Origin of the sequence: Amycolatopsis orientalis (assembly GCF_000943515.2) — a bacterium.
In the GTDB taxonomy this organism is placed as follows: domain Bacteria; phylum Actinomycetota; class Actinomycetes; order Mycobacteriales; family Pseudonocardiaceae; genus Amycolatopsis; species Amycolatopsis orientalis.
The window spans coordinates 628,625-649,207 of the sequence record NZ_CP016174.1 but is presented as its reverse complement, the minus strand read 5'-3'; the positions used below and the strand labels follow the sequence as shown (position 1 = coordinate 649,207).

Here is a 20,583-nt window from a genome sequence, read left to right as displayed (position 1 = left end):
ACTTGCGTTTCGCCCCCTAATCGCGATCCGCGGGAGGCGGGGCCGCGTCGCGTTTAGCGGGCTAAACGTGATCCGGGGCGCGGAAGTGAGGCGTTCTCACGTGCGCGCGACACGGGGTGATTACGGTGGTGGGGTGGCGTCCGAACCTCAGCAACTGCCCGCCGTGCACGAGGCGTGGCTTCCCCGCGAGCACGCGCTGCACCGTCCCCGTCACGGCGGCAGGCAGCTGACCGCGCTGGTCAGCGCGCTGCTGTTCTTCACCACCCCGGCACTGCTGTGGGTCTTCGGCGTGCGGCCGGGCGAGATCGAGAACCACAAGCTCGCGAGCTTCCCCGGCCTGGACAAGGGCTGGGCCTTCTTCACCGACCTGCCGGCCTGGGCCATCGACCAGCTGTCGTTCCGGCCGGGCGCGATCGCCGCAGCCGACGCGATCAGTCGCGGCGTCTTCGGCGAGGGCGCCCCGCTCGACCAGCCGCCACCGCAGCAACAGGCGGGCCCGATCCCCGCCCCGCCCGCCCCCTCGCCGACCAAGACCGCACCCACCCAGGGCCCGACGCCGAACGCCGCGTCCGGCTACCGCCGCGTCGTCCAGGGTCGCGACGGCTGGCTGTACTACGGCTACGACGCCGACGCGAAATGCGATCCGTCCCGTCCCCTGCCCGAGACCATCGCCAAGATCAACGAGCTGCGGCGCGCGGTCGAGCAGTCCGGGCGGCGGTTCGAACTCGTCGTCGCGCCGGACAAGTCGACGATGGTCCCGCAGTTCCTGCCCGACACCTACCCCGGCAAGGACTGCTCGCGGTCGGCCGAGGCGAGCACCTGGCACCGGATGATCAAGGACGCCCGCGCGATCGACCTGCGGCCCGAACTGCGCGCGTCCGAGGGCCGGGTGCAGCACCCGATCTACCCGTCGAACGACACGCACTGGGCCGACGAGGGCGCGCTGGTGATGACGCGCGCGATCGCGAACGCGATCAAACCGGGGGTCACGCAGACCTGGGTCAGCGTGCCCGTCGGCCAGTACGACACGGTCGCGGACCTGCCGCCGCTGATCAACAAGCAGGGCACCAAGACGAACACGCTCTACAGCCTCCGCCCCGACGGCGTGGTCGAGCGCGCGGGCGAATCCAACGGCGACATCGACCGGCCGGTGTACCGCACCGCGAGCCCGCTGATCGGGACCGTGGACGACAAGATCCTGATCTACGGCGACTCGTTCACGAAGGCGTCTTCGCGGTACCTCTCGGGCGCCTTCACGAACCTGACGATGCTGGCGCACTTCACCCAGAAGACGTCGCAGGCCGAAGCCGTCGACGCCTTCGTGAACGCGAACGTGGTCGTCCTCGAAGCGGTGGAACGGAGTGTGGCCGGTGGCCAGCTCGCGTTCATCGACCCCGGTTTCCTGGAAGCGGTCAAGAAGGCGCTCGCCGAGCACCCGATCCGCTAGCGCAGGACGGGCTGGGCCGCCGCCGTCGGCTCGACGCGGACCCGCGAACTCCGGCCGCGCAGCCACGCGATGAGGCGGCAGACCAGGTAGATCACGAACGAGATCGTCGTGACGAACGCGCTCACCGGCTTCCCCGGCGCGAGCGAAAGGATGATCCCGCCGAGCGCCGCGGTCTCCGCGAACACGATCGACAGCACGGTCGCCTTCCAGGGGCTGGCCGTGACCCGCGCGGCCGCCGCGGCCGGGGTCACCATCAGCGAGACCACGAGCAGCGCGCCGACGATCTGCACGCCGAGCGCGCTCGAGATCCCGACCAGCACCGCGAAGATCAGCGAAAGCAGCCGCACCGGTACGCCGCGCGCCGCCGCTACCGCGGGGTCGACCGTGGCGAACAGCAGCGGCCGGTAGATCGCCGCGAGCACCACGAGCACGACGACCGAGGCGCCGACGAGCAGGTTCAGGTTGGTCGAGTCGATGGTGATGATCTGCCCGACGAGGATGCCGAACTTGTTGGCGCTGCGGCCTTCGTAGAACGAGAGCAGCAGGACGCCCATGCCGAGTCCGAAGGCGAGGATCACGCCGATCACGGAGTCGCGTTCGGACTCGCGGCCGCCCAGGATCCCGATCAGCAGGGCGGCGATGACCGCGCCGGCGAGGCCGCCGAGTTCGACGCCGACGCCGAGCAGCAGCGCGCCCGCCGCGCCGGTGAAGGCCAGTTCGGCGGTGCCGTGCACGGCGAACGACATCCGCCGCATGACGACCAGCGGGCCGAGCACGCCGGCCACCAGGCCGAGGACGGCGGCCGCGAGCAGCGCCGTCTGCACGAAATCGAGACCGAGGAGTTCGCCGGTCAGGGCGAAGTCGAACATCTTGTCCACGGCGCTACGAGACCTGTTCGTCGATGTGGTGGGGTTCGTCCTCGCACAGCGCGCTCTGCGCCCCGGCGACGTGGATCTGGCCGCCGACCTTGAGCACCTCGATCCGCGTGCCGTACAGCTCGGACAACGTCTCCGAGTTCATCACCTCGTCCGGTTTACCGACCCGGAACTGGCCGTTCACCAGGTACAGCATCCGGTCCACATAGGACAGGATCGGGTTGATCTCGTGGGTGACGAACAAGACCGCGGTGTTCGCCGAACGCCGCCGCTCGTCGATCAGCTCGCTGACCGCGCGCTGGTGGGCGAGGTCGAGGGAGAGCAGCGGCTCGTCGCACAGCAGGACTTCGGGGTCGCCGACCAGCGACTGCGCGACGCGAAGCCGCTGCTGCTCGCCACCCGAAAGCCGTCCCACCGGCTGTTTCGCGTACGCCTGTGCCCCGACGGACTCGATCGCCCGCGAGACCAGCTGACGTCGTTTAGCGAGGCCGAAGAGCCCCGTCCCCCACCGGTGTCCGTCCAGGCCGAGGCCGACCAGGTCCACCCCGCGCATCGTCAGGCCCTCGTCGAGGGCGCGCTGCTGCGGGATGTAGCCGATCCGCCGGTTCTGCCCACCGGGGCGCCGCCCCGCGATCTCGACCGTGCCCTCGGGTAGTCCCTGCTGACCGAGCAGCACCTTGAGCAGGCTGCTCTTCCCGGAGCCGTTGGGCCCGAGGATCGCGAGGAACTCGCCGGGTTCGACGTCCAGGTCGAGTCCGGACCAGAGGGTCCTGGTGCCGAACGCGAGGCTCGCCCCGCGGACACGGACCGCGGGGCGAGCCTCGGCAGGTACGGAGCTCACTACTTCAGCGCTCCCGCCAGCGCGTCCACTTCCTTGGTCATCCATGCAATGTAGTCGGTCACACCCTGCGGCAGCGTTTCGGTGACGTCGACGACCGCGATCCCGGCGCCCTTGGCGTCGCCGACCACCTGCTGGGTGACCGGGGTGGTGGTCTGCGCGTTGTTGATCAGGGCCTTGACCTGCTTGCCGGTGATCAGCTGCTTGACCTCGTTGAGCGCGGCGGCGGGCACGTCCTGCTCCGCTTCCACGGCCTCGGCGAAGGCGGGCGGAGTCGCGTCGGTGACCTTCGCGCTGTCGAGCAGGTAGTGCGCGACGGGCTCGGTCGCGACGACCTTGGCGTTCGAGGCGCCCAGGCCCGAAACCTTCTTCAGCAGTTCCTGGGTCTTGCCCTTGAACGCGGTCGCGTTGGCGGTGAAGGCGTCCTTCGACGCGGGCTGGATCTCACCGAGCTTCGCGGCGACCTGGTCGGCGACCTTCTCGACGCCGGGGAGGCTGTACCAGACGTGCTCGTTCTCGTTGCCGGTCGCGGCGATGTCGACGGCGACCAGCTTCTGCGCGCCGGCGGCCTGGTCGGCGAGCTTCGAGAAGAAGTCGTCGTAGCCGCCGCCGTTGGACAGCGTCAGCTTCGCGTTCTTCGCGGCGACGGCGTCGCTGGCGGTGGTCTCGTAGGAGTGCGGGTCGGCCGAGGGGTCGTGGATGATCGAGGTGACCTCGACCTTGTCGCCGCCGACGGCGGTCACGACGCTGCCCCAGACGTCGGTCGAGGCGACGACCTTGATCTTCTCGCCGCCACCCGGGTTCGCGGCGGAGGCGTTCTGGGAACCGGATCCTGTCGACGCCTGGTCGCTCGACGCGCAGGCCGTCGCGCCGAGGGCGAGGACGGCCATGGCCGACACGGCCGCGAAAACACTCTTGGTACGGCGGGAATTCATCTACTGCACTCCTGCGGATGCCCAGGCCAGGTGTCCCAAATGCCGGGTAATGGAAACCGTTGTCAGATTCAACTGTACCCCACTCGGATGACAGGGCCTCATCGATCGCCGTCGGCTGTACCCAGGGTCACTCTGAATCGAGACCTGCCACACGTCGGGTGATGCTTCTGCAAAACGTTCTGAACCGTTACGGTTTGCGAATGGGCCGTCCTATCCGCACCAGGAGGCAGGCGACACTGGCGTCGCTGGCCGCAGAGCTCGGTGTGTCGAGGACCACCGTCTCGAACGCCTACAACCGACCGGACCAGTTGTCCCCTGAGCTGCGCCGCCGTGTCCTCGAGACAGCGCGCCGCCTCGGCTACCCGGGCCCGGACCCGGTCGCTCGTTCACTGCGGACGCGCAAGGCCGGCGCTGTCGGTCTTTTGCTCACCGAAAACCTCTCCTACGCCTTCCGCGACCCCGCGGCCGTCGGCGTGCTCGAAGGGCTCGCGCTGGCCTGCGAAGACGCGGGCGTCGGCCTGCACCTGGTCCCGGCCAGCCCGGGCCGCGAGGACGTCGCGGCGGTGCACCGCGCCGGTGTCGACGGCTTCGTCGTCTACTCCGTGCCCGACGACGACCCCCATCTGGGCGCCGTGCTGGAACGCCCGGTGCCGACGGTGATCGTCGACCAGCCCCGGGTGGACGGCGTCGACCGGGTCGGCCCGGACGACGCGGCCGCGGTCACCGCCATGGCCGAGCACCTCATCTCGCTGGGCCACCGCCAGATCGGCGTGCTGTGCATGCGGCTGGCCCGCGAGCGCAACGACGACTTCGTCTCCATCCAGCGGCAGAGCGCCGCGCACTTCCACGTCCAGCGGATCCGGCTGGAGGCGCTGGCCGCGGCCTTCTCCGCGGCGGGCGTCGACTGGGCGACCGTGCCGGTGGTCGAGCGATTCGACCACACCGTGGACGACGGCGCGTCGGCCGCGCGACAGCTGCTCGACGCGTATCCGCAGGTCACCGCCGTGATCTGCACTTCGGACATCCTCGCGCTCGGCGCGCTCGCCGAAGCCGAGCGCCGCGGGCTGCGCGTGCCGCAGGATCTGACGGTCACCGGTTTCGACGGCATCACCGAGGCCGAACGGTCCGGGCTCACCACGGTCCACCAGCCGGTGCTCGAAAAGGGCAAGGCGGCCGGGAAGCTACTGCTCAGCGCGGCCGACCGGGTCGGGCCGAAGGTGATCACCCTCGCCACCGAACTGCGCGTCGGCCGCACCTCGGCCCCGCCGCGGACGGTCGAGGAACGCTGGTTCGGGCCGTGACATGAACCCCGAAGAGTTGCCCTCCACCGGCTCACCCGGTTCCAATGGGCCGGTGACCTCCATCGACGTACTGCTCAAGCGCAATCAGGAGCTGGGCGATGTCACCCCTGGTGACCGCTCCTCCCCGAGGCCATCGCTCCACGTGACGATTCTGACCTGCATGGACGCCCGTATCCGGGTGTTCGAGATCTTCGGCCTGATCCAGGGCGAATCGCACATCCTGCGCAACGCCGGTGGTGTCGTCACCGACGACACGATCCGTTCGCTGGCGCTCAGCCAGCGGAAGCTGGGCACGCGCGAGGTGCTGATCGTCCAGCACACCGACTGCGGCCTGTCCATGGTCACCGAGGACGACTTCAAGGACGAACTCGAAGCCGCCAGCGGGCTGCGCCCGACCTGGTCGGTCGAGGCGTTCCGCGAGGTCGAGGACAGCGTGCGCCGGTCGGTGCAGCGTGTGCGGCGCAGCGACTTCCTGCCGCACCGGGACAACGTGCGCGGCTTCGTCTACGACGTGAAGACGGGGCGCCTGAACGAAGTCGCGTAAGGGTTTTAAGCTTGGCCACGTGGGCGTCGACGCGGTTGTGCTGAGCGAGTGGTTCGACGAGGTGGGACGCGACCTGCCCTGGCGTGAGCCCGACTGCACCGCCTGGGGTGTGCTCGTCAGCGAGATCATGTTGCAGCAGACGCCGGTCGCGCGCGTCCAGCCGATCTGGCTCGACTGGATGGCCCGCTGGCCGGTCCCGTCGGCGCTGGCGGCGTCGTCGCAGGGCGAGGTCGTCCGCGCCTGGGGCAAACTCGGTTACCCGCGGCGCGCGCTGCGACTGCATGCCGCGGCGGCCGTCATCGCCGCCGAACACGGCGACGTCGTTCCGTCCGATGTGGACACTCTGCTCGCGTTGCCTGGCATCGGCGCGTACACCGCCCGCGCGGTCGCCGCCTTCGCCTACGGCAAGCGGGCGCCGGTGGTCGACACGAACGTCCGGCGCGTGGTGGCCAGGGCGGTACACGGCGCGGGTGACGCCGGGCCGCCGTCGAACACCCGTGACATGGCCGACGTGGAAGCGTTGCTGCCACTCGAAGACGCTCCGGCGGCGAAGCTCTCGGCCGCGCTGATGGAACTCGGCGCGCTCGTCTGCACCGCCCGGTCGCCGCGCTGCGCGGACTGCCCGATCTACGACGACTGCGCCTGGCAGCACGCGGGCAAACCCGCCTACGCCGGGCCCGCGAAACAGGTCCAGAAATTCGCCGGTACCGACCGGCAGGTACGCGGGCTGCTGCTCGACGTCCTGCGCGGAACCGAAGGGCCGGTGGAAAAGGCGCGGCTCGATCTCGTCTGGCACGAATCCGGGCAGCGCGACCGCTGTCTCGACTCCCTGCTGGTCGACGGCCTGCTCGAACAGACCGGGGACGGCTTGTTCGCCCTCCCCGGTGAACACTAACGCATTACGACAAAAGTTGGTCAATGGTTGTCATCGGCGCGATGGCGGGTTAGCTTTCCGGCCAAAGCGCATGACGGGAGCACGCCCATGGCCGATTTCGACCGACGCACCGCGCTCAAGGGCGGCCTGACGGCAAGTGCCGTCGGGCTACTGGGGACAACGACCGTTTCCGCCGCGAACGCGGCGTCCGGGGTACCGGAACCACAGATCCACGGCACGGCCGCCTGGGGCGCGCGCCCGCCGAACGGGACGATCGAGGTGCAGAACCACAAACCGACGTACATCGTCGTGCACCACACGGTCGAGCCGGGCAATGTCACCGACTACACGCTCGAACACGCCTTCTGGGCGTCGCGCTCGATCCAGAACTTCCACATGGACACACGCGGCTGGATAGACACCGGCCAGCAGTTCACGAACAGCCGCGGCGGGCACCTCACCGAAGGGCGTCATCGCAGCCTGGAAGTGCTCCGCGGCGGAACCCGGCATGTGCTGGGCGCGAACGTGGGCAACAACAACAGCACCTGCATCGGGATCGAGAACGAGGGCCTCTACAGCACCGAAGACGTCACCCCGGCGCTGTGGAACTCGCTGGTGAAGATGGTCGCGTACATCGCGTCGCAGTACGGCATCAAACCGGAATTCATCAAGGGACATCGGGACTTCAACTCGACCGAATGCCCGGGAACCGTGCTGTACAACCGGCTTCCGGAACTGCGGACCGAGGTCGGGAAGCTCCTGGGTTCGGCGTCGCCGAAGGTGGACGTGCCGGAATGGCCGTTGCTCAAACCCGGCGACACCGGGCCCCGGGTGCGGGTGGCCCAGGAACTCCTGCGGGAACGCGGTTTCGCCGTTCCGGTCGACGGCGTGTTCGGTCAGTCCACAAAGGACGCCGTCGCCGCGGTGGCGGCCCGGAACGGACTTGAGCGCGACACCTGCGGAGCGACAGCGGTGACCGACGAGACCGGATTCCTCGGCTCCGACGTCTGGCCGCTCATCGCGCGACCCGGGACGCGATCGGGGGCACTGAAAGCACGACTCGCCGGCTGAACAGCAGCGGCGAGAGGATCACGAAGGCGGCGCACCACGGGAGCAGGAATGTTCCCAGCGGCAGCACCAGACCGCCGAGGAGCGCCCCACCGGCGACGGCGCCGTTCCAGGCCGCGATCGTGAGCGACTGGGCGGCGTCGGCGGTGGGGCCCGCGATCAGGGCTGTGACGGCTTGGAACGCTGTCGGAGCTCCGCCGAAGGCCAGGCCCCACAGGCAAGCGGCGGTCAGCACCAGGCCGGGGACGCCGTCGCCGAGTCCGATGAGGACGATGGCGGCGGCCGTCGCGGCGGTGCAGGTGATCAGGACGGCGCGCGGACGGCGGTCCAGCGCGGCGCCGACAGCGATCAGCCCGCCGACCGTGGCGCAGCCGAACACCAGCAGCACCGCGCCCAGCATGCGCACCGAGTCCAGTCCGGCGAGGATCGGGCCGATGTAGGTGTAGGCCAGGTTGTGCCCCAACGAGAACAGGACCACCGTCGCCAGCAGGGGCCGCATCCCCGGCAGCCGTGACGCGGCCAGCGGCCGGGTGGGCCGCACCGGATCCGCGGGCACGGCCGGTACCGCGACGAGCACCCACACCAGCAGCGGCACGGTGATCAGCGCCATCCCGGCGAACGCCCAGCGCCACTCGGCCAGTTCGCCGAGCGCGGTCCCGGCGGGCACGCCGAGCGCGAAGCCGATCGGGGTGCCGGACATGGCCACGGCCAGCGCGCGCCCGGCGAGTCCCGGCGGGGCGAGACGCATCGCGTATCCGGCCACGAGCGACCACATCACGCCGGTCAGCGCGCCGGAGAAGACCCTCGCGGCGAGGATCAGCGGGTACCACGGGGACAGCGCGATCAGCAGGTTGGTGACCAGGAATCCGGCGATCAGCGCCAGGAGCAACCGTTTGCGCGGAACGCGGAGGGTCGCCGTCGTGAGCGGGATGGCGGTGAGCGCGGTGGTGATCGCGTAAACCGTCACCAGCTGCCCGGTGGCCGACGGGGACACCCCCAGGTCCGCGGACATCCCCAGGAGCAATCCGGCGGGCAGGACTTCGGCGAGGCAGCCGAGGAAGACCGTCGTGGTCAGCGCGAGCAGCGCCGGGAGGGGCAGCATGCCTCGACGATCCCGTCGCGGAGGCGACGCGGGATAGTCCCGGGCGGTCATGCCGCGGGGTTATCGGGCGCCAGCTTGCACCCTCTCAAGCTCTGGTGAGCGGGAGCGGCCGGGCCGGTGTGTGGAAATAGGGACGTTGAGTGTCTCTGTTTCCACACACCGGTCACGTTCGGTCAAACCTCGGCGTCGTCGCCGCGAAATGGCGACGAACCCCGGCTTCTGACTTGAGGCTGTCGATGAGGGTGAGCCCCGGGAGCGGCCGGGCCGTGAAGGACTCCTTCGGGGACTCGCTTGCCTGCCCGCCGCTCCGGCTCGCGCCCCGAGAGCCGCACGCTGTGTGGCGGTGGCCCGTCGATGAAGGAATCGGGACACTCAACGTCCCAATTCCTTCATCGACGAGGTCGGTCGCGCCACTCACGCCCCTCGCCTCGATAACCCCAAGGCATGACCGGCTGACAGTGCCGCGCGCGGCGCGGACGATCGCACGATGACCGGGCACCCTCCCCCGTAGAGAGAAGGCTCGTTCATGACCGTGCGGATTCGGTGGCAGGAGCCACTGTGCACCGCGTTGCTCGCCACCACGATGATCGGCACCTGCCAGGCCTCGGCGGCGCAGCCGTCCCCTGGCAGCGACGGGTACGTGCACGTCTCGCCCAACGGCACCGTCCTCGGCGCCGATCCCTACTACCCCAAGGACGGCAACGGCGGCTACGACGTCTCCGCCTATTCGCTCGCGCTGGACTACGCGCCGTACTCGATGCTGGTGAGCGGCAAGGCGACGATCACCGCGACGGCCACCCAGGACCTGAGCCGGTTCGACCTCGATCTTCGCGGCCTCACCGTGCGCTCGGTGACCGTCGACGGCGTGGCCGCCACGTTCCGCCGGGCGGGTGAGCACGAGCTGGTGATCACCCCGCGGAAGCCGGTGGCCGAAGGCGCTCAGTTCACCGTGGTGGTCGGTTACGACGGGCGGCCGGAACCGATCGGCACGGCGCGTGGCCGGACCGGCTGGCTGGCCACGTCCGGCGATTCCGCCGTCGCCACCGGCCAGCCGCATTCGGCGATGACCTGGTTTCCGGTCAACGGCACCGAAGTCGACAAGGCGACCTTGCGTGTGTCCGTCACCGTCCTCGATGAATTCTCCGTGGTGGGCAACGGTTCCCAGGTCTCCGACGTCCCGGCGGGCTACGGACGGCACACCGTCACCTGGGCGGAGGACACCGCGCTCGCGCCGAATACGGCGATGCTCGGCATCGGGCGCTGGGAGGTCGAGCGGATCACGCTTCCCGGCGGCCGGACGGCGATCAACGCCTATCATCCGTGCGCCGTCGACCAGCGGAAGATCGGCGGACGGCTGCCCGAGGTGCTGGAGTTCCTCACCGGGAAATTCGGCGACTACCCGCAATCCGCGGCGGGCGGGCTGTTCCTCGACCGCTCGCTCGGCTACACGCACGGCGCCCAGACCCGGCCGGTGTACGGCCGCACGGCGACCATCGCCGATCTGGTGTACGCCACCGCGTACCAATGGTGGGGAGCGGGCGTGACCGGGAAGATGTGGCGTGACGCGCTGATGACCGAGTCCGTCGCGCGGTACGCGGTCTGGTTGTGGGACGAGGCCAAGAACGGCATCGACCTGGATCGGCGCTACCGAGACCTGGTGGCCGGGGTACGCGATGACGCCGGCTTCTGGGCGGCCAAGCTCACCGATCCAGGCAAGGGAACCGAATTCGCGCCCTCCACCAAGGCGGTGCTGCGGGTACACGCGCTGCGCCGTCTGCTCGGCGACGACGTGTTCTTCCAGATCATGGCGGGCTTCCCGCAGATCAACCCGCAGGGCAACCAGAACTGGCACGACTTCGAGCTGTACGTCTCCGCGATGGCGCAGCTCGACCTCGGCGAGTTCGACCGCGCGTGGCTGGACGGCACGGTGCGGCCGCCGGACGAACACCTCTACCCCGGGCCGCTGCGCCCGGCTCGGTGAAAACTCCCGCCCGGGTGGCGTGACCCGATCATCCGTCACCCGGGCGGGGCCCGAACTCACCTCGGGAAGCCAGATATCCGGCGTAGACCGGCGAATCAAGCGCCTCACGCCAGTACGTGTCGATCAGGGCGGCGGTGAGTTCCTCCTGCCGCGCCGTCACGAAGGTGTCCCGGTTCCAGGCGAGAATATGCCTGCGCAGCAACACATCCCCGCTCAGCGGACGGCTCACGATGCCGAGGTTCCGCGGATCGCAGATCGGTTGCGCGAGGCCGGCGGCGCCCGCCCGCACCACCAGCAGCGCCACCTGCTGCGAAGTCACCTGGTGGGTGACCGACGGGCTGAAACCGTGCCGCGCGCAGGTGTCGGCGAAATACTTGGTGAACGTGGCCGCCGACGAATCGGACACCATCACCCACGGCTCGTCCCGCAGTTCACCGAGGTCGATGATCTCCTTGTGCGCCAAGGGATGGAACTCCGGCAGCAGCACGAAGGTCGGCTCGATCGCCACCACCGCGGTGTCCACGTTGGCAGGCACTTCCAGTTCGTGGCCGGGATAATCCTTGACCAGTCCCACTTCCACGCGCCGCTGCGCCAGCAGGGAAAGCAGCCGTTCGGGATGGTCGTCGTGCACCACGGCCGCCTCGGACACCTCCGGCCACAACCGGGTCACCAGCGAGGGCAGATGCGCCACCAGCGCACTGGCCACCGCCGCCACCCGGACGACCTCCGGCGGGCCGCTGGGGCAGACGCGCTGCTCGATGTCTTCGAGCAGTTTGTCCAGCTGTGGAAGCAAAGCTGCCGTTCGGCGCAGCAGCAACTCACCCATCGGTGTCGGTGTCACGCCGTTCTCGCGACGCTCGAACAGCTGATAGCCCAGCATGTTCTCCAGCCGTTTGAGTTGCGCGGACACCGCGGGCTGCGTGATGCCGAGAGCGATCGCGGCACGGGTCAGGCTGCCCGTGTCCGCGATCGCCCTGATCACCCGCAGGTGGTGGACATCCAGCTGTACGACGTCGAACTCCTTTGTCACGTACGGGTTTTCGTCCCGTCGGAAGAAGTCATCGCCACGGAAACCGATGCGGCCGTGGTCCGTCTGCCGAGAAGAATATACAGGAGAAAAGCGCCGAAAACGGAATTCACCGTGGGAATTCCCCAGGGCAGCCAAGCACCCACCGCGGCCCCGGCCACCCAGCAGATCAGCGCGGCGGGTACCCACGCCGGACAGGTCCGCGGCAACTCGCCCGACGCCCGCGTCGCCGCGAGATCCGGTTTCCAGCGCCGGACCACGTAGTACTCGGCGATCACCACCCCGGCCACCGGTGGCGTCACCACGCCCACCCAGGTCAGGAAGGTGGTGAAGTGGTCGAGGATGCCGATCGCGGAGAGCACCGTGCCGAGGCCGCCGAGCAGCAGGGTGGCGGTGGTGCGGTCCAGCCGCCGGGAAAACAGCACCTGCACGGTGTTCACCAGGCCGAGCGAGGACGAGTACAGGTTCCAGTCGTTGATCTTCAGGATGGCGGTGACCAGGATCAGCGTGCCCAGCACACCGGAGGACGAGGTGATGATCCCGACGACGTCCGCGCTTTTCGCCGCGTGCGCGAGCAGTACGCCGATCAGTCCGATCAGGTACTGCCCGAGGGTGATGCTGACCAGGGTCTGCTTCACCACGTCGGACGCCGTCCGGTTGAACCGGGTCATGTCCGGGGTCATGATCGCCCCCATGATGAACGCGCCCGCCACCAGCGTGGTGCCCTGTGCCAGCGACATCGCCGGTCCCGGCGGCGGCGCGGACACCAGCGCGGACAACGCGTGGTCGTCGAGAGCCGTGATGATCGAATACCCGGCCAGCGCGAGGAAAGCGGGCACCGTCAGGTAGGCCGTCCAAGCCATCGCGTGGAAGCCGAACACGACGATCACGGTGACCAGCGCGCCACCTGCCAGCGCCCACACCCAGACCGGCGGGCCGCCCATCAACGCGTGGAGGCCGTGCGCGAACACGTCGTTCTGCACCCCGAACCAGCCGGCCAGGCTCAGCGTCATGAGCAGACCGACCAGGGAGGACCCGCCGGTGCCGAAACCGGTCCAGCGCGCGAGCACCGAGGTCGACAGGCCTTCGCGGGTACCGGCGATGCCCATCAGGATGGTGATGATCTCCAGCAGTACCGAACCGATCGTGATGGCCAGCACCGCGTTCCAGAACGTCATGCCGAAGCCGAGTACCGCGCCGAGCAGGAACTGGTGGAACGAGGAGACCTGCCCGAATCGTTGCAGCGCGACGGAAACCCAGGAGTAGCGGCGTTCGGCGGGAACCCGGCGCAGGGAGAAGTCGTCGTGCTCCACGGTCACTCCGCTCGTTCCGGGACGGCTTGTTCGAGGACGACGAAGCCCTGTCCCGGCAGCGGCCGCCACGACAGCTCGCCGCGGTACAGCCGTTCGAGGAACGGGACCCGCTGGTGGTAGGCGAACACGGAACTGCCGACACCGGCCACCGCCACGGTGCCGACGAACATCGGCAACTCGGCCAGGAAGTACCGGACCGCGCTGCGCAGCTGATCGGGAGTGGGGTGCTCGCCTTCGGGCAACCGCCGGTCCAGCACCCAGCCAGTGGCTCCGACGCACTGCGCGGCGAACTCCGGATCGGTCGCGAAGCGGTGGTGCGCCTCGGAAAGCAGGCCAAGATAGGCGGGGTCGGTTTCGAGCACGGCGGCGTCCAGGATCAGGGTGCGCGGATCGGAAGGGCACACCTGCTCCAGCGCGCGGATGATCTTGTTGCGCGTGTAATTGCCTTGCCGCTGCGCCTTCTGCGCGGCGCGGACCGGGTCGTAGCCGAGTGCTTCGAGGGTGAACGCGGACGGGCCGTCCGGGACGAAGAAATGGAAACCGCGGAAGCCCGACATGGCCCAGCGGGCGAGATCGGCGATACGTTCCACCGTGAAATGACTGTTGAACGGGCTGACGCCGAGGCACACGTGCTCGGCACGCGACAGTGGATCAGCGCAATGCTCGGTGAGCGGCAGTGGTCGCAGCAAGACGGCTCCTGATTCGCGGGATATGCGCCGGAGAAGAGGCGTCGACCGAACGTAGCCACGGCGGGGAACCGGCGGTATTGCCGATGATGACTGCCGTCGCGTTATGGGTCGTGAGTCGCGCGACCTTCGGAGGTGCCGGACGCCGGGCGAGGCGCGGTATACGAAGTCATGGAGATTCAGGTTCGGCATCTTCGCGTGCTCTGTGAGATCGCTTCCTCCGGCAGCCTCAACCGTGCCGCGGCCGGACTGGGGCTGGGACAGCCCGCGCTCAGCCACCAGTTGCGCCGGATCGAGCGGATGGTCGGCGGTGCGCTGTTCCACCGCGACCAGCACGGCGTCCGGCCGACCGAACTCGGCGCGCTGATCCTGCGGCGGGCCAGGGCCATCGTGCTCACCTTCGACGAATTGGACCACGACTTCCACCGTCAGGAACCCGCACCGGGCGAACCGCTCAGAATCGGCTGGAACGACAGCGCCATCACGGGTTCGCTGCTCGGCGTGCTGCGCGAACTGCGGCCGGGCGAACCGGTCCGCACCCGCGCGGACACCTCGCGCACCCGGCTGCTCGCCCAGGTCGCGAACCGCGGCATCGATCTCGCGCTGATCATGATTTGCGGCGGCCGCGGCCTGCCGGTGCCGCCGGAGGTGCGGACCACGACGCTGGCCACGGAGCCGTCGTTCGTCGCGGTCCCCGCCGGACATCCGCTGGCGGGCGAGGAGGAGATCGAACTCGCCGGACTGGCCGGGGAGGACTGGATCGTGTCGAGTGGTGGCGACGGTTGCCGCGTGGTGTTCCGGGAGATGTGCCTCGCGCACGGTTTCGATCCGCGGATCACCCACGACGTCGACTTCGACATCGCGCGGGAGGATCTGGTCGGCGGCGGGTACGGCGTCGGACTGGTCCAGCCGACCCGGCAGGCGGCGGACGGACTGGTCATCCGGCCGCTGGCCGGCGCGCCGATGTGCGTGCGGCACGTACTCGCCTGGCGCGAGGACGGTCCCTGCGCGGCCACCGTCCAGGACCTCGCCACCGAGGCGACGGCGGGATATTGGCGGCTGGCCGAGCGGACCGCGCCGTACCGGACCTGGCTGCACCGCCATGGCAGGCTGGCCGCCGGATAACCCCCTGGCATGCGGATGCGGCACTAGAGCGTTCTTCGCGCGACAACCGACGATGGGAATCGTCAATCACGGTCGTGGAGAGAAGGAGCACCATGCTGCCGCTGATCACTCGTACGGAATTGCTCTCCGGGATGGAGGCCGGAACGGTGGTCGTGGTCGACACCATGCCGGTCGCCTATTTCGAGAAGGAGCATCTTCCCGAAGCGCGCAACATCCCCGGGTTCCCGTACGAACAGGCCGCCGAATTCACCGACCGGCTGGCACCGGTGGTGCTTCCGGACAAGACCGCCGCGATTGTCGTCTATTGCGCGAACACGCCGTGCCGCAACAGTGAATTCGTCGGACGGCGCCTGCTGGAGCTCGGATACACGAATGTCCGCAAATACCGCGAAGGCATCGAGGACTGGGTCGCGAACGGACTGCCGACCGGTTCTTCGTCCTGAGTGGTTCCCCGCATCCAAGGAGATCGTCTTGTCCAAGTGCAAACGGTTCGTCTGTGTGCTGGCCGGTGTGCTGGCGCTCATCACCGGCTTCGGCAACGGCGCGGCTTCCGCCGCCCCTACGGCCGAGAACGTGATGACGGTGACGTCGGCCAACTACGCCGAGGTCATGAACATCTCGCGGCAGAAGCTGGTCATCATGGACTTCGGCGCGACCTGGTGCCCGCCGTGCCGCCAGATGAAGCCGGTGATCGAACGGCTCGCCGGTGAATACGGCGGCCGGTTCCTGCTGGGCGAGGTCGACGTCGACCAGAGCCGGGACCTGGCCGGCCGGTACAACATCCGCTACCTCCCGACGCTGGTCGGTGTCCGCAACGCCGCCGAACTGCCCAACTCGCGCAACATCGGCTACCCGGGCGAGACCCGGTTGCGCGCGTGGATCGACGCCCAGCTGGCGAAGGGCTGAGCAGGGCTACTTGACGACGTCGGAGAGGAACGCTTCGACAGCGCCGAGATAGGTCTCCGGCGCTTCGTCGTGCACCACATGCCCGGCGCCTTGGACGACGATGTGCCGTCCGAGGCCGCCGGGCACCCGCGCGGCCAGTTCGGCCTGCTGGCCGGCGGGCATCGCCGTCCGCTCCCCTTCGATGGCGAGCAGCGGACACTTGACGCGCTCGACGAACTCCCAGAAATCGCGCCGTCCCCATTCCGCCGCGATCTCGTACAGATCCGGGAGCGACGCGATCAGGTGATAACCGTCCTCGCGTTCTTCGACGCATTCGATGAAATAGTCGCCGGTTTCGCCGAAGAATTCGCGTACGTGGGCGAGCGAGCGGAACGGGACCGGCCACGACTCGAAGTACCCGCGCCAGGTGTCCACGGTCCGGCCACGCTGGTCCGGCGCGAAGTCCTCGCAGACCACGGCGCGGACGAGGCCGGGATGCCTGGCCGCGGTGACCCACGCGTGCAGGCCGCCCATGGAATGTCCGATCAGGACCGCGGGCTCGCCGAAGGTCCGCAACACGTCGGCGACGTCGTCGGCGAACCGCTCGGTGCGCCACGGTCCGCCCCGCGGGCCGCGGCCGTGGCCGCGCGCGTCGAGACCGAAGACACGCCCGTACGGTTCGAGCCGTCGCGCGACCCGCCACCACGTCGTCGCCCTGCCCATCAACCCGTGCAGGAGGACGATCGGCGGCCCCTCACCGCCGAAAGTGATCAACCCGTCGCGCTGAATCACCACTAAGCTCCCCTCCATGCGCAGCCGTGTCCCCGCAGCCGGTCTGGTCCTGGGGGTCGTCAGCGCCCTGATTATCGGCTGCAGTACCGATACTCCCCCGGCCCCGCCCCCTCCGCCGCCGCCGATGAACCCGGCACCGGGCGCTTCGGGCGCGGGTGACCCGTACTACCCGATGGACGGAAACGGCGGTTACGACGCCGTCGAATACCAGGTCGGGATCACTTACGACCCGGCGAAAGGGCGTCTCGACGGCGACACCACCGTGACCGCGAAAGCGACCCAAGACCTCAATCGGTACAACTTGGACTTACGCGGCTTGACGGTCCAATCCGTTGAAGTGGACGGAAAACCGGCGAAATTCGCCCGCGAAGGCGAATTCGAGCTGGTCGTGACGCCCGCCGAGCCGCTCCGGAACGGGACGACCTTTCACACGAGGGTCCTCTACGGCGGCGAGCCGTCGGCGACCCCGAAGGCGGGTGGCAGCGAGAACGGCTGGCAGAAGTCGAAGGACGGCGGCGCGTTCATCGTCGGCGAGCCGCATTCGGCGTCGTTCTGGTATCCCGTCAACGAAACCCCGCGTGACAAGGCGATGTTCACCCTCAGCGCCCGGGTGCCGGACGGCTGGACCGTCATCTCGAACGGACGCGAGATCCAGAAGACCTCGGCCAACGGCTGGTCCACGACGTCCTGGCAGGAGCGCACGCCCGTGGCGGCCTACCTGACCACGGTCGCGATCGACAAGTTCACCGTCGACCGGATGGCGCTGCCCGACGGGACGCCGCTGGTCAACGCGTACGCGCCGGGTGCGGAGGACAGGCGCGACACCGGCAGGCGGCTGCCGGAGATCATCGGCTTCCTGACCTCGAAATTCGGGCCGTATCCGGTGGACGCGGCAGGCGGGATCTATCTCGACGAGGACATCCACTTCTCCTTGGAGACCCAGACGAGGCCGACCTACGCGAAATGGGCCGACCTGATCACCGTGGTGCACGAAACGGCACACCAATGGTTCGGCGATTCGGTGACGCTCGATTCGTGGTCCGACATCTGCCTCAACGAATGTCTCGCCTCGTACGCGCAATGGCTGTGGCAGGAATCGCGGGACAACGAGAACCTCGACGACCGCTACCGCGCCGCACTCGAGATCATGCGGGGCAGCCCGGATTTCTGGACGCCGAAACTGGTCGGCATGGGGGCCGGGCAGGAATTCCACGGCGTCTACGACAAGGGGATCCTGGCCATCCACGCGCTGCGGCGGAAAATCGGCGAAGGGGCGTTCGCGCGGCTGCTCAAGGAGTGGCCGGCGGCGCACCGGAACGCGAACGCGTCGTGGGCGGACTTCGAGGCGTTCACGATCAAGCTTTCGGAGCAGGACCTGCGGCCGTTCTTCGACGCGTGGTTCCACGGCACGGTGATCCCTCCCGACGCCGAGCTGCTCCCGGGCACCCTGCGAGGCTGAGCCCCCAAGCGCCTTTAGCGGGCTAAACGCGCCCAGGTGCCCCCGCGACTTCGCGTTTAGCCCGCTAAACGCGACGCTCCGGCAGGTTCCCCGCATCACGTCGCGGCGCGAAAGAGTTTCGTCGTAGGCTGGCGGCATGGCAGTCGTGAAGATCAACGCGATCGAGGTCCCCGAAGGCGCAGGCCCCGAGCTGGAGAAGCGGTTCGCCGCGCGGCTGCACGCCGTCGACAACCAGCCCGGCTTCCTCGGCTTCGAGCTGCTCCGCCCGGTCTCCGGCGAGAGCCGCTACTTCGTCTACACGAAGTGGGAGTCCGAAGAGGCGTACCAGGCGTGGGCGTCCGGTCCGGCGCGCGAGGCGCACGCGGGCGAGCGCGCGAAGCCGGTCTCCAGTGGGGCGAATCTGCTGGAATTCGAGGTCGTCCAGGCTTCGAAGCCGGGTGAGTGAGCTCGAACGAGCCGCGGAACTGATCGACGGCGCCGGCGCGCTGCTCGTCTGCGCCGGCGCCGGAATGGGCGTCGACTCCGGCCTGCCCGATTTCCGGGGCGACGAAGGTTTCTGGAAGGCGTACCCGCCGTACGAACGGCTGGGCATCAGCTTCGTCGAACTCGCCGACCCGCGACATTTCGCCGAAGACCCCGGGCTGGCCTGGGGTTTCTACGGGCACCGGCTCGCGCTGTATCGCGCCACCGTGCCGCATGAGGGCTTCCGGCTCCTGCTGTCCTGGGGAGCGCGGAAACCCGGCGGCGTCCGCGCGTTCACGTCCAATGTGGACGGTCAGTTTCAGAAGGTGGGGTATCCGCTGGTCGCCGAGGCGCACGGATCCATCCACCACCTGCAGTGCCTCGCCCGGTGCACCGCCGAGATCTGGTCCGCGGCCGACGTCGAGGTCCCGGTCGACGAGGAAACGATGCGCGCGCCGGACCCGTTGCCGTCGTGCCCGCGCTGCGGCGGCCTCGCGCGGCCCAACATCCTGATGTTCGGCGACTACGACTGGCTCGGCGGGCGCAGCCAGGCCCAGCTCGACGAGCTGACCGCGTGGCGGCGGGCGCATCGCGACCTCGTGGTGGTGGAACTCGGTGCCGGGCAGGCCGTGCCGACGGTGCGGCGCTACTCGGAACTGGCCAGCGCCGCGACAGGCGCGCTGGTGCGGATCAACCCGCGCGAGCCACAGATCCGGCACGGCCGCGGTGTCTCTCTCGCGGCCAACGGCCTCGAAACGCTCCGGGCGCTGGACGCACTGCTCAGCTAGGCAGGACGATCTCGGCGTAGACGGCGTCGTGATCACTGCCCGGCGTCTCCAGCACCTTGAAGTCCGCGATCGCCGTCCGCTTGTCCGCCAGGACGTGGTCGATCGGCACCGGCGGCACCATCCCGTTCGTCCAGGTCCCCGTCAGCGCCTTCCCCAGCTGATCGGCCGCGTCGACATAACCCCTGGTCAGCAGCTCACGGAAGAGCGAGTGGTCCAGACTGGCGTTGAAGTCGCCCGCCAGGATCCGGATGTCGTGCTCGGCGTCGGCGTAGGGCAGGTCCTTGGCCTCGGCGACCCACGCGTGCCTGTCCCACATCGGCGCCGCCGGATGGACCGCGACGACCTCGATCCGGACGCCGTCGCCGAGGTCGGCGCTCGCGCTCGGCTGTTTCGCATCCGAATCGCCGCTCAGCTTCAACGGCGTGAGCGGATACCTCGACACCAGCCCGGAGCCGGACGCCCACTCCGCCGGGTGCAGTACGTGGAACGGCAGGATCTCGAACAGCCCGGCCCGGCCCAATGCCTCGACCGCCTCGGGGGTCATCTCGGTCAGGCTCAAGACGTCGACCTGGTGTTCCTTCACGTATCCGACGATCTTGCCCGGATCCGCCCGCCCGCCGAGCATATTCGACGCCAGCACCCGGACGTGCTTCCCGCCGAGCGCCTTCTGCTCGTTCGCGAACGCCCTGGGCAGCACCATCGCGGCGATCGTGAAGGTCAGCACCAGCGCGACGGCCGCGGTCCACCAGCGACGCAGTCCCAGCGCGAGGAGGGCGAGTATCAGCGTCGCGATCCCGGCGTACGGCGTCAGCGCGAGCGCCGCGATCGTGTAGGTGTTGCCGTCGTAGCCCACCAGCCGCAGCGCCGTCAGCACCGCGAACGGGACGAGCGCCGCGATGAGCAGGCCGCTGACCAGCGTCGCCCGGGTGCCTCCCCGGGTCCGGCGGACCACCGGCACGGGCCGTTCTTCGATCACCATGACGTCGAGTATGCCGATCGGCGATCAAGTGGCGGCGGCCTCCACAACACCTCCACAACCTCCTCACACCGCGCCTACCAGCGCTTATCAGTTCCTGTCAGG

General features: G+C 69.0%; 21 protein-coding genes. 12 read left to right on the top strand and 9 right to left on the bottom strand.

All coding sequences use genetic code 11. The features are described 5' to 3' along the window. Positions 1 to 133: 133 nt before the first annotated feature. Positions 134 to 1,447: an alginate O-acetyltransferase AlgX-related protein gene (locus SD37_RS03145; protein ID WP_044853755.1), complete on the top strand. Its 1,314-nt coding sequence runs from the start codon at positions 134 to 136 to the stop codon at positions 1,445 to 1,447. Here the strand turns inward: SD37_RS03145 and SD37_RS03140 are convergent. From SD37_RS03140 to SD37_RS03130, 3 genes are read right to left on the bottom strand one after another with little or no spacing between them, the layout of a single operon-like run. Then, positions 1,444 to 2,325, bottom strand: coding sequence for a metal ABC transporter permease (locus tag SD37_RS03140; protein WP_044853754.1), 882 nt, complete (start codon positions 2,323 to 2,325; stop codon positions 1,444 to 1,446). The genes SD37_RS03145 and SD37_RS03140 overlap by 4 nt on opposite strands. Positions 2,326 to 2,329: 4 nt before the next feature. Beyond that, complete coding sequence (locus SD37_RS03135) at positions 2,330 to 3,163, bottom strand: metal ABC transporter ATP-binding protein (protein ID WP_037318285.1); 834 nt, start codon at positions 3,161 to 3,163, stop codon at positions 2,330 to 2,332. Beyond that, entirely contained in the window at positions 3,163 to 4,095 is a 933-nt protein-coding gene (locus SD37_RS03130) for a metal ABC transporter solute-binding protein, Zn/Mn family (RefSeq protein ID WP_044853753.1), read from the bottom strand. Before SD37_RS03130 ends, SD37_RS03135 begins: the two co-directional genes overlap by 1 nt. A 200-nt stretch (positions 4,096 to 4,295) precedes the next feature. Here SD37_RS03130 and SD37_RS03125 point away from each other — a divergent pair, with 200 nt between their 5' ends. The 4 genes from SD37_RS03125 to SD37_RS03110 all read left to right on the top strand — a co-directional run bounded on the left by SD37_RS03125 (position 4,296) and on the right by SD37_RS03110 (position 7,885). After that, positions 4,296 to 5,396 carry a LacI family DNA-binding transcriptional regulator gene (locus SD37_RS03125; RefSeq protein ID WP_044853752.1) on the top strand — a complete coding sequence of 367 codons (1,101 nt, stop codon included), beginning with the start codon at positions 4,296 to 4,298 and terminating at the stop codon, positions 5,394 to 5,396. Between the two features lie 52 nt (positions 5,397 to 5,448). Next, a complete protein-coding gene (locus SD37_RS03120) occupies positions 5,449 to 5,940 on the top strand; it encodes a beta-class carbonic anhydrase (RefSeq protein ID WP_044854045.1) in 492 nt (163 codons plus the stop codon). Positions 5,941 to 5,959: 19 nt separating this feature from the next. Further along, positions 5,960 to 6,835 carry an HhH-GPD family protein gene (locus SD37_RS03115; protein WP_044853751.1) on the top strand — a complete coding sequence of 292 codons (876 nt, stop codon included), beginning with the start codon at positions 5,960 to 5,962 and terminating at the stop codon, positions 6,833 to 6,835. Positions 6,836 to 6,922: 87 nt separating this feature from the next. Then, the gene (locus SD37_RS03110; RefSeq protein WP_044853750.1) at positions 6,923 to 7,885 is read left to right on the top strand and encodes a peptidoglycan recognition protein family protein; all 963 of its coding nucleotides are present in this window, start codon (positions 6,923 to 6,925) and stop codon (positions 7,883 to 7,885) included. Here SD37_RS03110 and SD37_RS03105 read toward each other — a convergent pair. Next, on the bottom strand, positions 7,830 to 8,984 hold the full coding sequence (locus SD37_RS03105; RefSeq protein WP_044853749.1) for an MFS transporter: 1,155 nt from the start codon (positions 8,982 to 8,984) through the stop codon (positions 7,830 to 7,832). The two genes, SD37_RS03110 and SD37_RS03105, sit on opposite strands and share 56 nt — an antisense overlap. A gap of 526 nt (positions 8,985 to 9,510) precedes the next feature. On the opposite strand from SD37_RS03105, the gene SD37_RS03100 reads away from it, so the two are divergent. Beyond that, positions 9,511 to 10,965: a M1 family metallopeptidase gene (locus SD37_RS03100; protein ID WP_044853748.1), complete on the top strand. Its 1,455-nt coding sequence runs from the start codon at positions 9,511 to 9,513 to the stop codon at positions 10,963 to 10,965. A gap of 28 nt (positions 10,966 to 10,993) precedes the next feature. Here SD37_RS03100 and SD37_RS03095 read toward each other — a convergent pair whose 3' ends face one another. Genes SD37_RS03095 through SD37_RS03085 form a run of 3 tightly spaced genes read right to left on the bottom strand, consistent with a single transcriptional unit; the run spans position 10,994 to position 13,994 of the window. Next, positions 10,994 to 11,995: a LysR family transcriptional regulator gene (locus SD37_RS03095; protein ID WP_044853747.1), complete on the bottom strand. Its 1,002-nt coding sequence runs from the start codon at positions 11,993 to 11,995 to the stop codon at positions 10,994 to 10,996. Next, positions 11,992 to 13,305 (bottom strand): purine-cytosine permease family protein, encoded by a 1,314-nt coding sequence (locus SD37_RS03090; protein ID WP_044854044.1) that lies wholly within the window; start codon positions 13,303 to 13,305, stop codon positions 11,992 to 11,994. Before SD37_RS03090 ends, SD37_RS03095 begins: the two co-directional genes overlap by 4 nt. Before the next feature lie 2 nt (positions 13,306 to 13,307). Continuing rightward, positions 13,308 to 13,994, bottom strand: coding sequence for a tRNA-dependent cyclodipeptide synthase (locus SD37_RS03085; protein ID WP_044853746.1), 687 nt, complete (start codon positions 13,992 to 13,994; stop codon positions 13,308 to 13,310). 168 nt (positions 13,995 to 14,162) lie between these two features. Here SD37_RS03085 and SD37_RS03080 point away from each other — a divergent pair, with 168 nt between their 5' ends. The 3 genes from SD37_RS03080 to SD37_RS03070 all read left to right on the top strand — a co-directional run bounded on the left by SD37_RS03080 (position 14,163) and on the right by SD37_RS03070 (position 16,022). Beyond that, positions 14,163 to 15,116 carry a LysR family transcriptional regulator gene (locus SD37_RS03080; RefSeq protein WP_044853745.1) on the top strand — a complete coding sequence of 318 codons (954 nt, stop codon included), beginning with the start codon at positions 14,163 to 14,165 and terminating at the stop codon, positions 15,114 to 15,116. Positions 15,117 to 15,208: 92 nt separating this feature from the next. Then, the gene (locus SD37_RS03075) at positions 15,209 to 15,559 is read left to right on the top strand and encodes a rhodanese-like domain-containing protein (protein ID WP_044853744.1); all 351 of its coding nucleotides are present in this window, start codon (positions 15,209 to 15,211) and stop codon (positions 15,557 to 15,559) included. A gap of 28 nt (positions 15,560 to 15,587) precedes the next feature. Beyond that, positions 15,588 to 16,022, top strand: coding sequence for a thioredoxin family protein (locus SD37_RS03070; RefSeq protein WP_044853743.1), 435 nt, complete (start codon positions 15,588 to 15,590; stop codon positions 16,020 to 16,022). A gap of 6 nt (positions 16,023 to 16,028) precedes the next feature. Here the strand turns inward: SD37_RS03070 and SD37_RS03065 are convergent, their stop codons facing one another. Next, positions 16,029 to 16,811, bottom strand: a complete 783-nt coding sequence (locus SD37_RS03065) for an alpha/beta fold hydrolase (protein ID WP_145926511.1) — start codon at positions 16,809 to 16,811, stop codon at positions 16,029 to 16,031. Here SD37_RS03065 and SD37_RS03060 point away from each other — a divergent pair. The 3 genes from SD37_RS03060 (at position 16,810) to SD37_RS03050 (ending at position 19,502) form a co-directional block, all read left to right on the top strand. Then, complete coding sequence (locus SD37_RS03060; RefSeq protein WP_044853742.1) at positions 16,810 to 18,252, top strand: M1 family metallopeptidase; 1,443 nt, start codon at positions 16,810 to 16,812, stop codon at positions 18,250 to 18,252. The genes SD37_RS03065 and SD37_RS03060 overlap by 2 nt on opposite strands. A gap of 136 nt (positions 18,253 to 18,388) precedes the next feature. Then, a complete protein-coding gene (locus SD37_RS03055; protein ID WP_005165349.1) occupies positions 18,389 to 18,697 on the top strand; it encodes an antibiotic biosynthesis monooxygenase family protein in 309 nt (102 codons plus the stop codon). Beyond that, positions 18,690 to 19,502, top strand: coding sequence for an SIR2 family NAD-dependent protein deacylase (locus SD37_RS03050; protein ID WP_044853741.1), 813 nt, complete (start codon positions 18,690 to 18,692; stop codon positions 19,500 to 19,502). Before SD37_RS03055 ends, SD37_RS03050 begins: the two co-directional genes overlap by 8 nt. Here the strand turns inward: SD37_RS03050 and SD37_RS03045 are convergent. After that, a complete protein-coding gene (locus SD37_RS03045) occupies positions 19,495 to 20,481 on the bottom strand; it encodes an endonuclease/exonuclease/phosphatase family protein (RefSeq protein WP_083254864.1) in 987 nt (328 codons plus the stop codon). The two genes, SD37_RS03050 and SD37_RS03045, sit on opposite strands and share 8 nt — an antisense overlap. Positions 20,482 to 20,583 lie beyond the last annotated feature (102 nt).

Coding starts and splice junctions, on each gene's coding strand:
- SD37_RS03110 (WP_044853750.1), top strand. CDS start 6,923: ATGGCCGATTTCGACCGACGCACCGCGCTCAAGGGCGGCCTGACGGCA.
- SD37_RS03075 (WP_044853744.1), top strand. CDS start 15,209: ATGCTGCCGCTGATCACTCGTACGGAATTGCTCTCCGGGATGGAGGCC.
- SD37_RS03055 (WP_005165349.1), top strand. CDS start 18,389: ATGGCAGTCGTGAAGATCAACGCGATCGAGGTCCCCGAAGGCGCAGGC.
- SD37_RS03105 (WP_044853749.1), bottom strand. CDS start 8,984: ATGCTGCCCCTCCCGGCGCTGCTCGCGCTGACCACGACGGTCTTCCTC.
- SD37_RS03045 (WP_083254864.1), bottom strand. CDS start 20,481: ATGGTGATCGAAGAACGGCCCGTGCCGGTGGTCCGCCGGACCCGGGGA.
- SD37_RS03130 (WP_044853753.1), bottom strand. CDS start 4,095: ATGAATTCCCGCCGTACCAAGAGTGTTTTCGCGGCCGTGTCGGCCATG.
- SD37_RS03080 (WP_044853745.1), top strand. CDS start 14,163: ATGGAGATTCAGGTTCGGCATCTTCGCGTGCTCTGTGAGATCGCTTCC.
- SD37_RS03100 (WP_044853748.1), top strand. CDS start 9,511: ATGACCGTGCGGATTCGGTGGCAGGAGCCACTGTGCACCGCGTTGCTC.
- SD37_RS03065 (WP_145926511.1), bottom strand. CDS start 16,811: ATGGAGGGGAGCTTAGTGGTGATTCAGCGCGACGGGTTGATCACTTTC.
- SD37_RS03060 (WP_044853742.1), top strand. CDS start 16,810: ATGCGCAGCCGTGTCCCCGCAGCCGGTCTGGTCCTGGGGGTCGTCAGC.
- SD37_RS03125 (WP_044853752.1), top strand. CDS start 4,296: ATGGGCCGTCCTATCCGCACCAGGAGGCAGGCGACACTGGCGTCGCTG.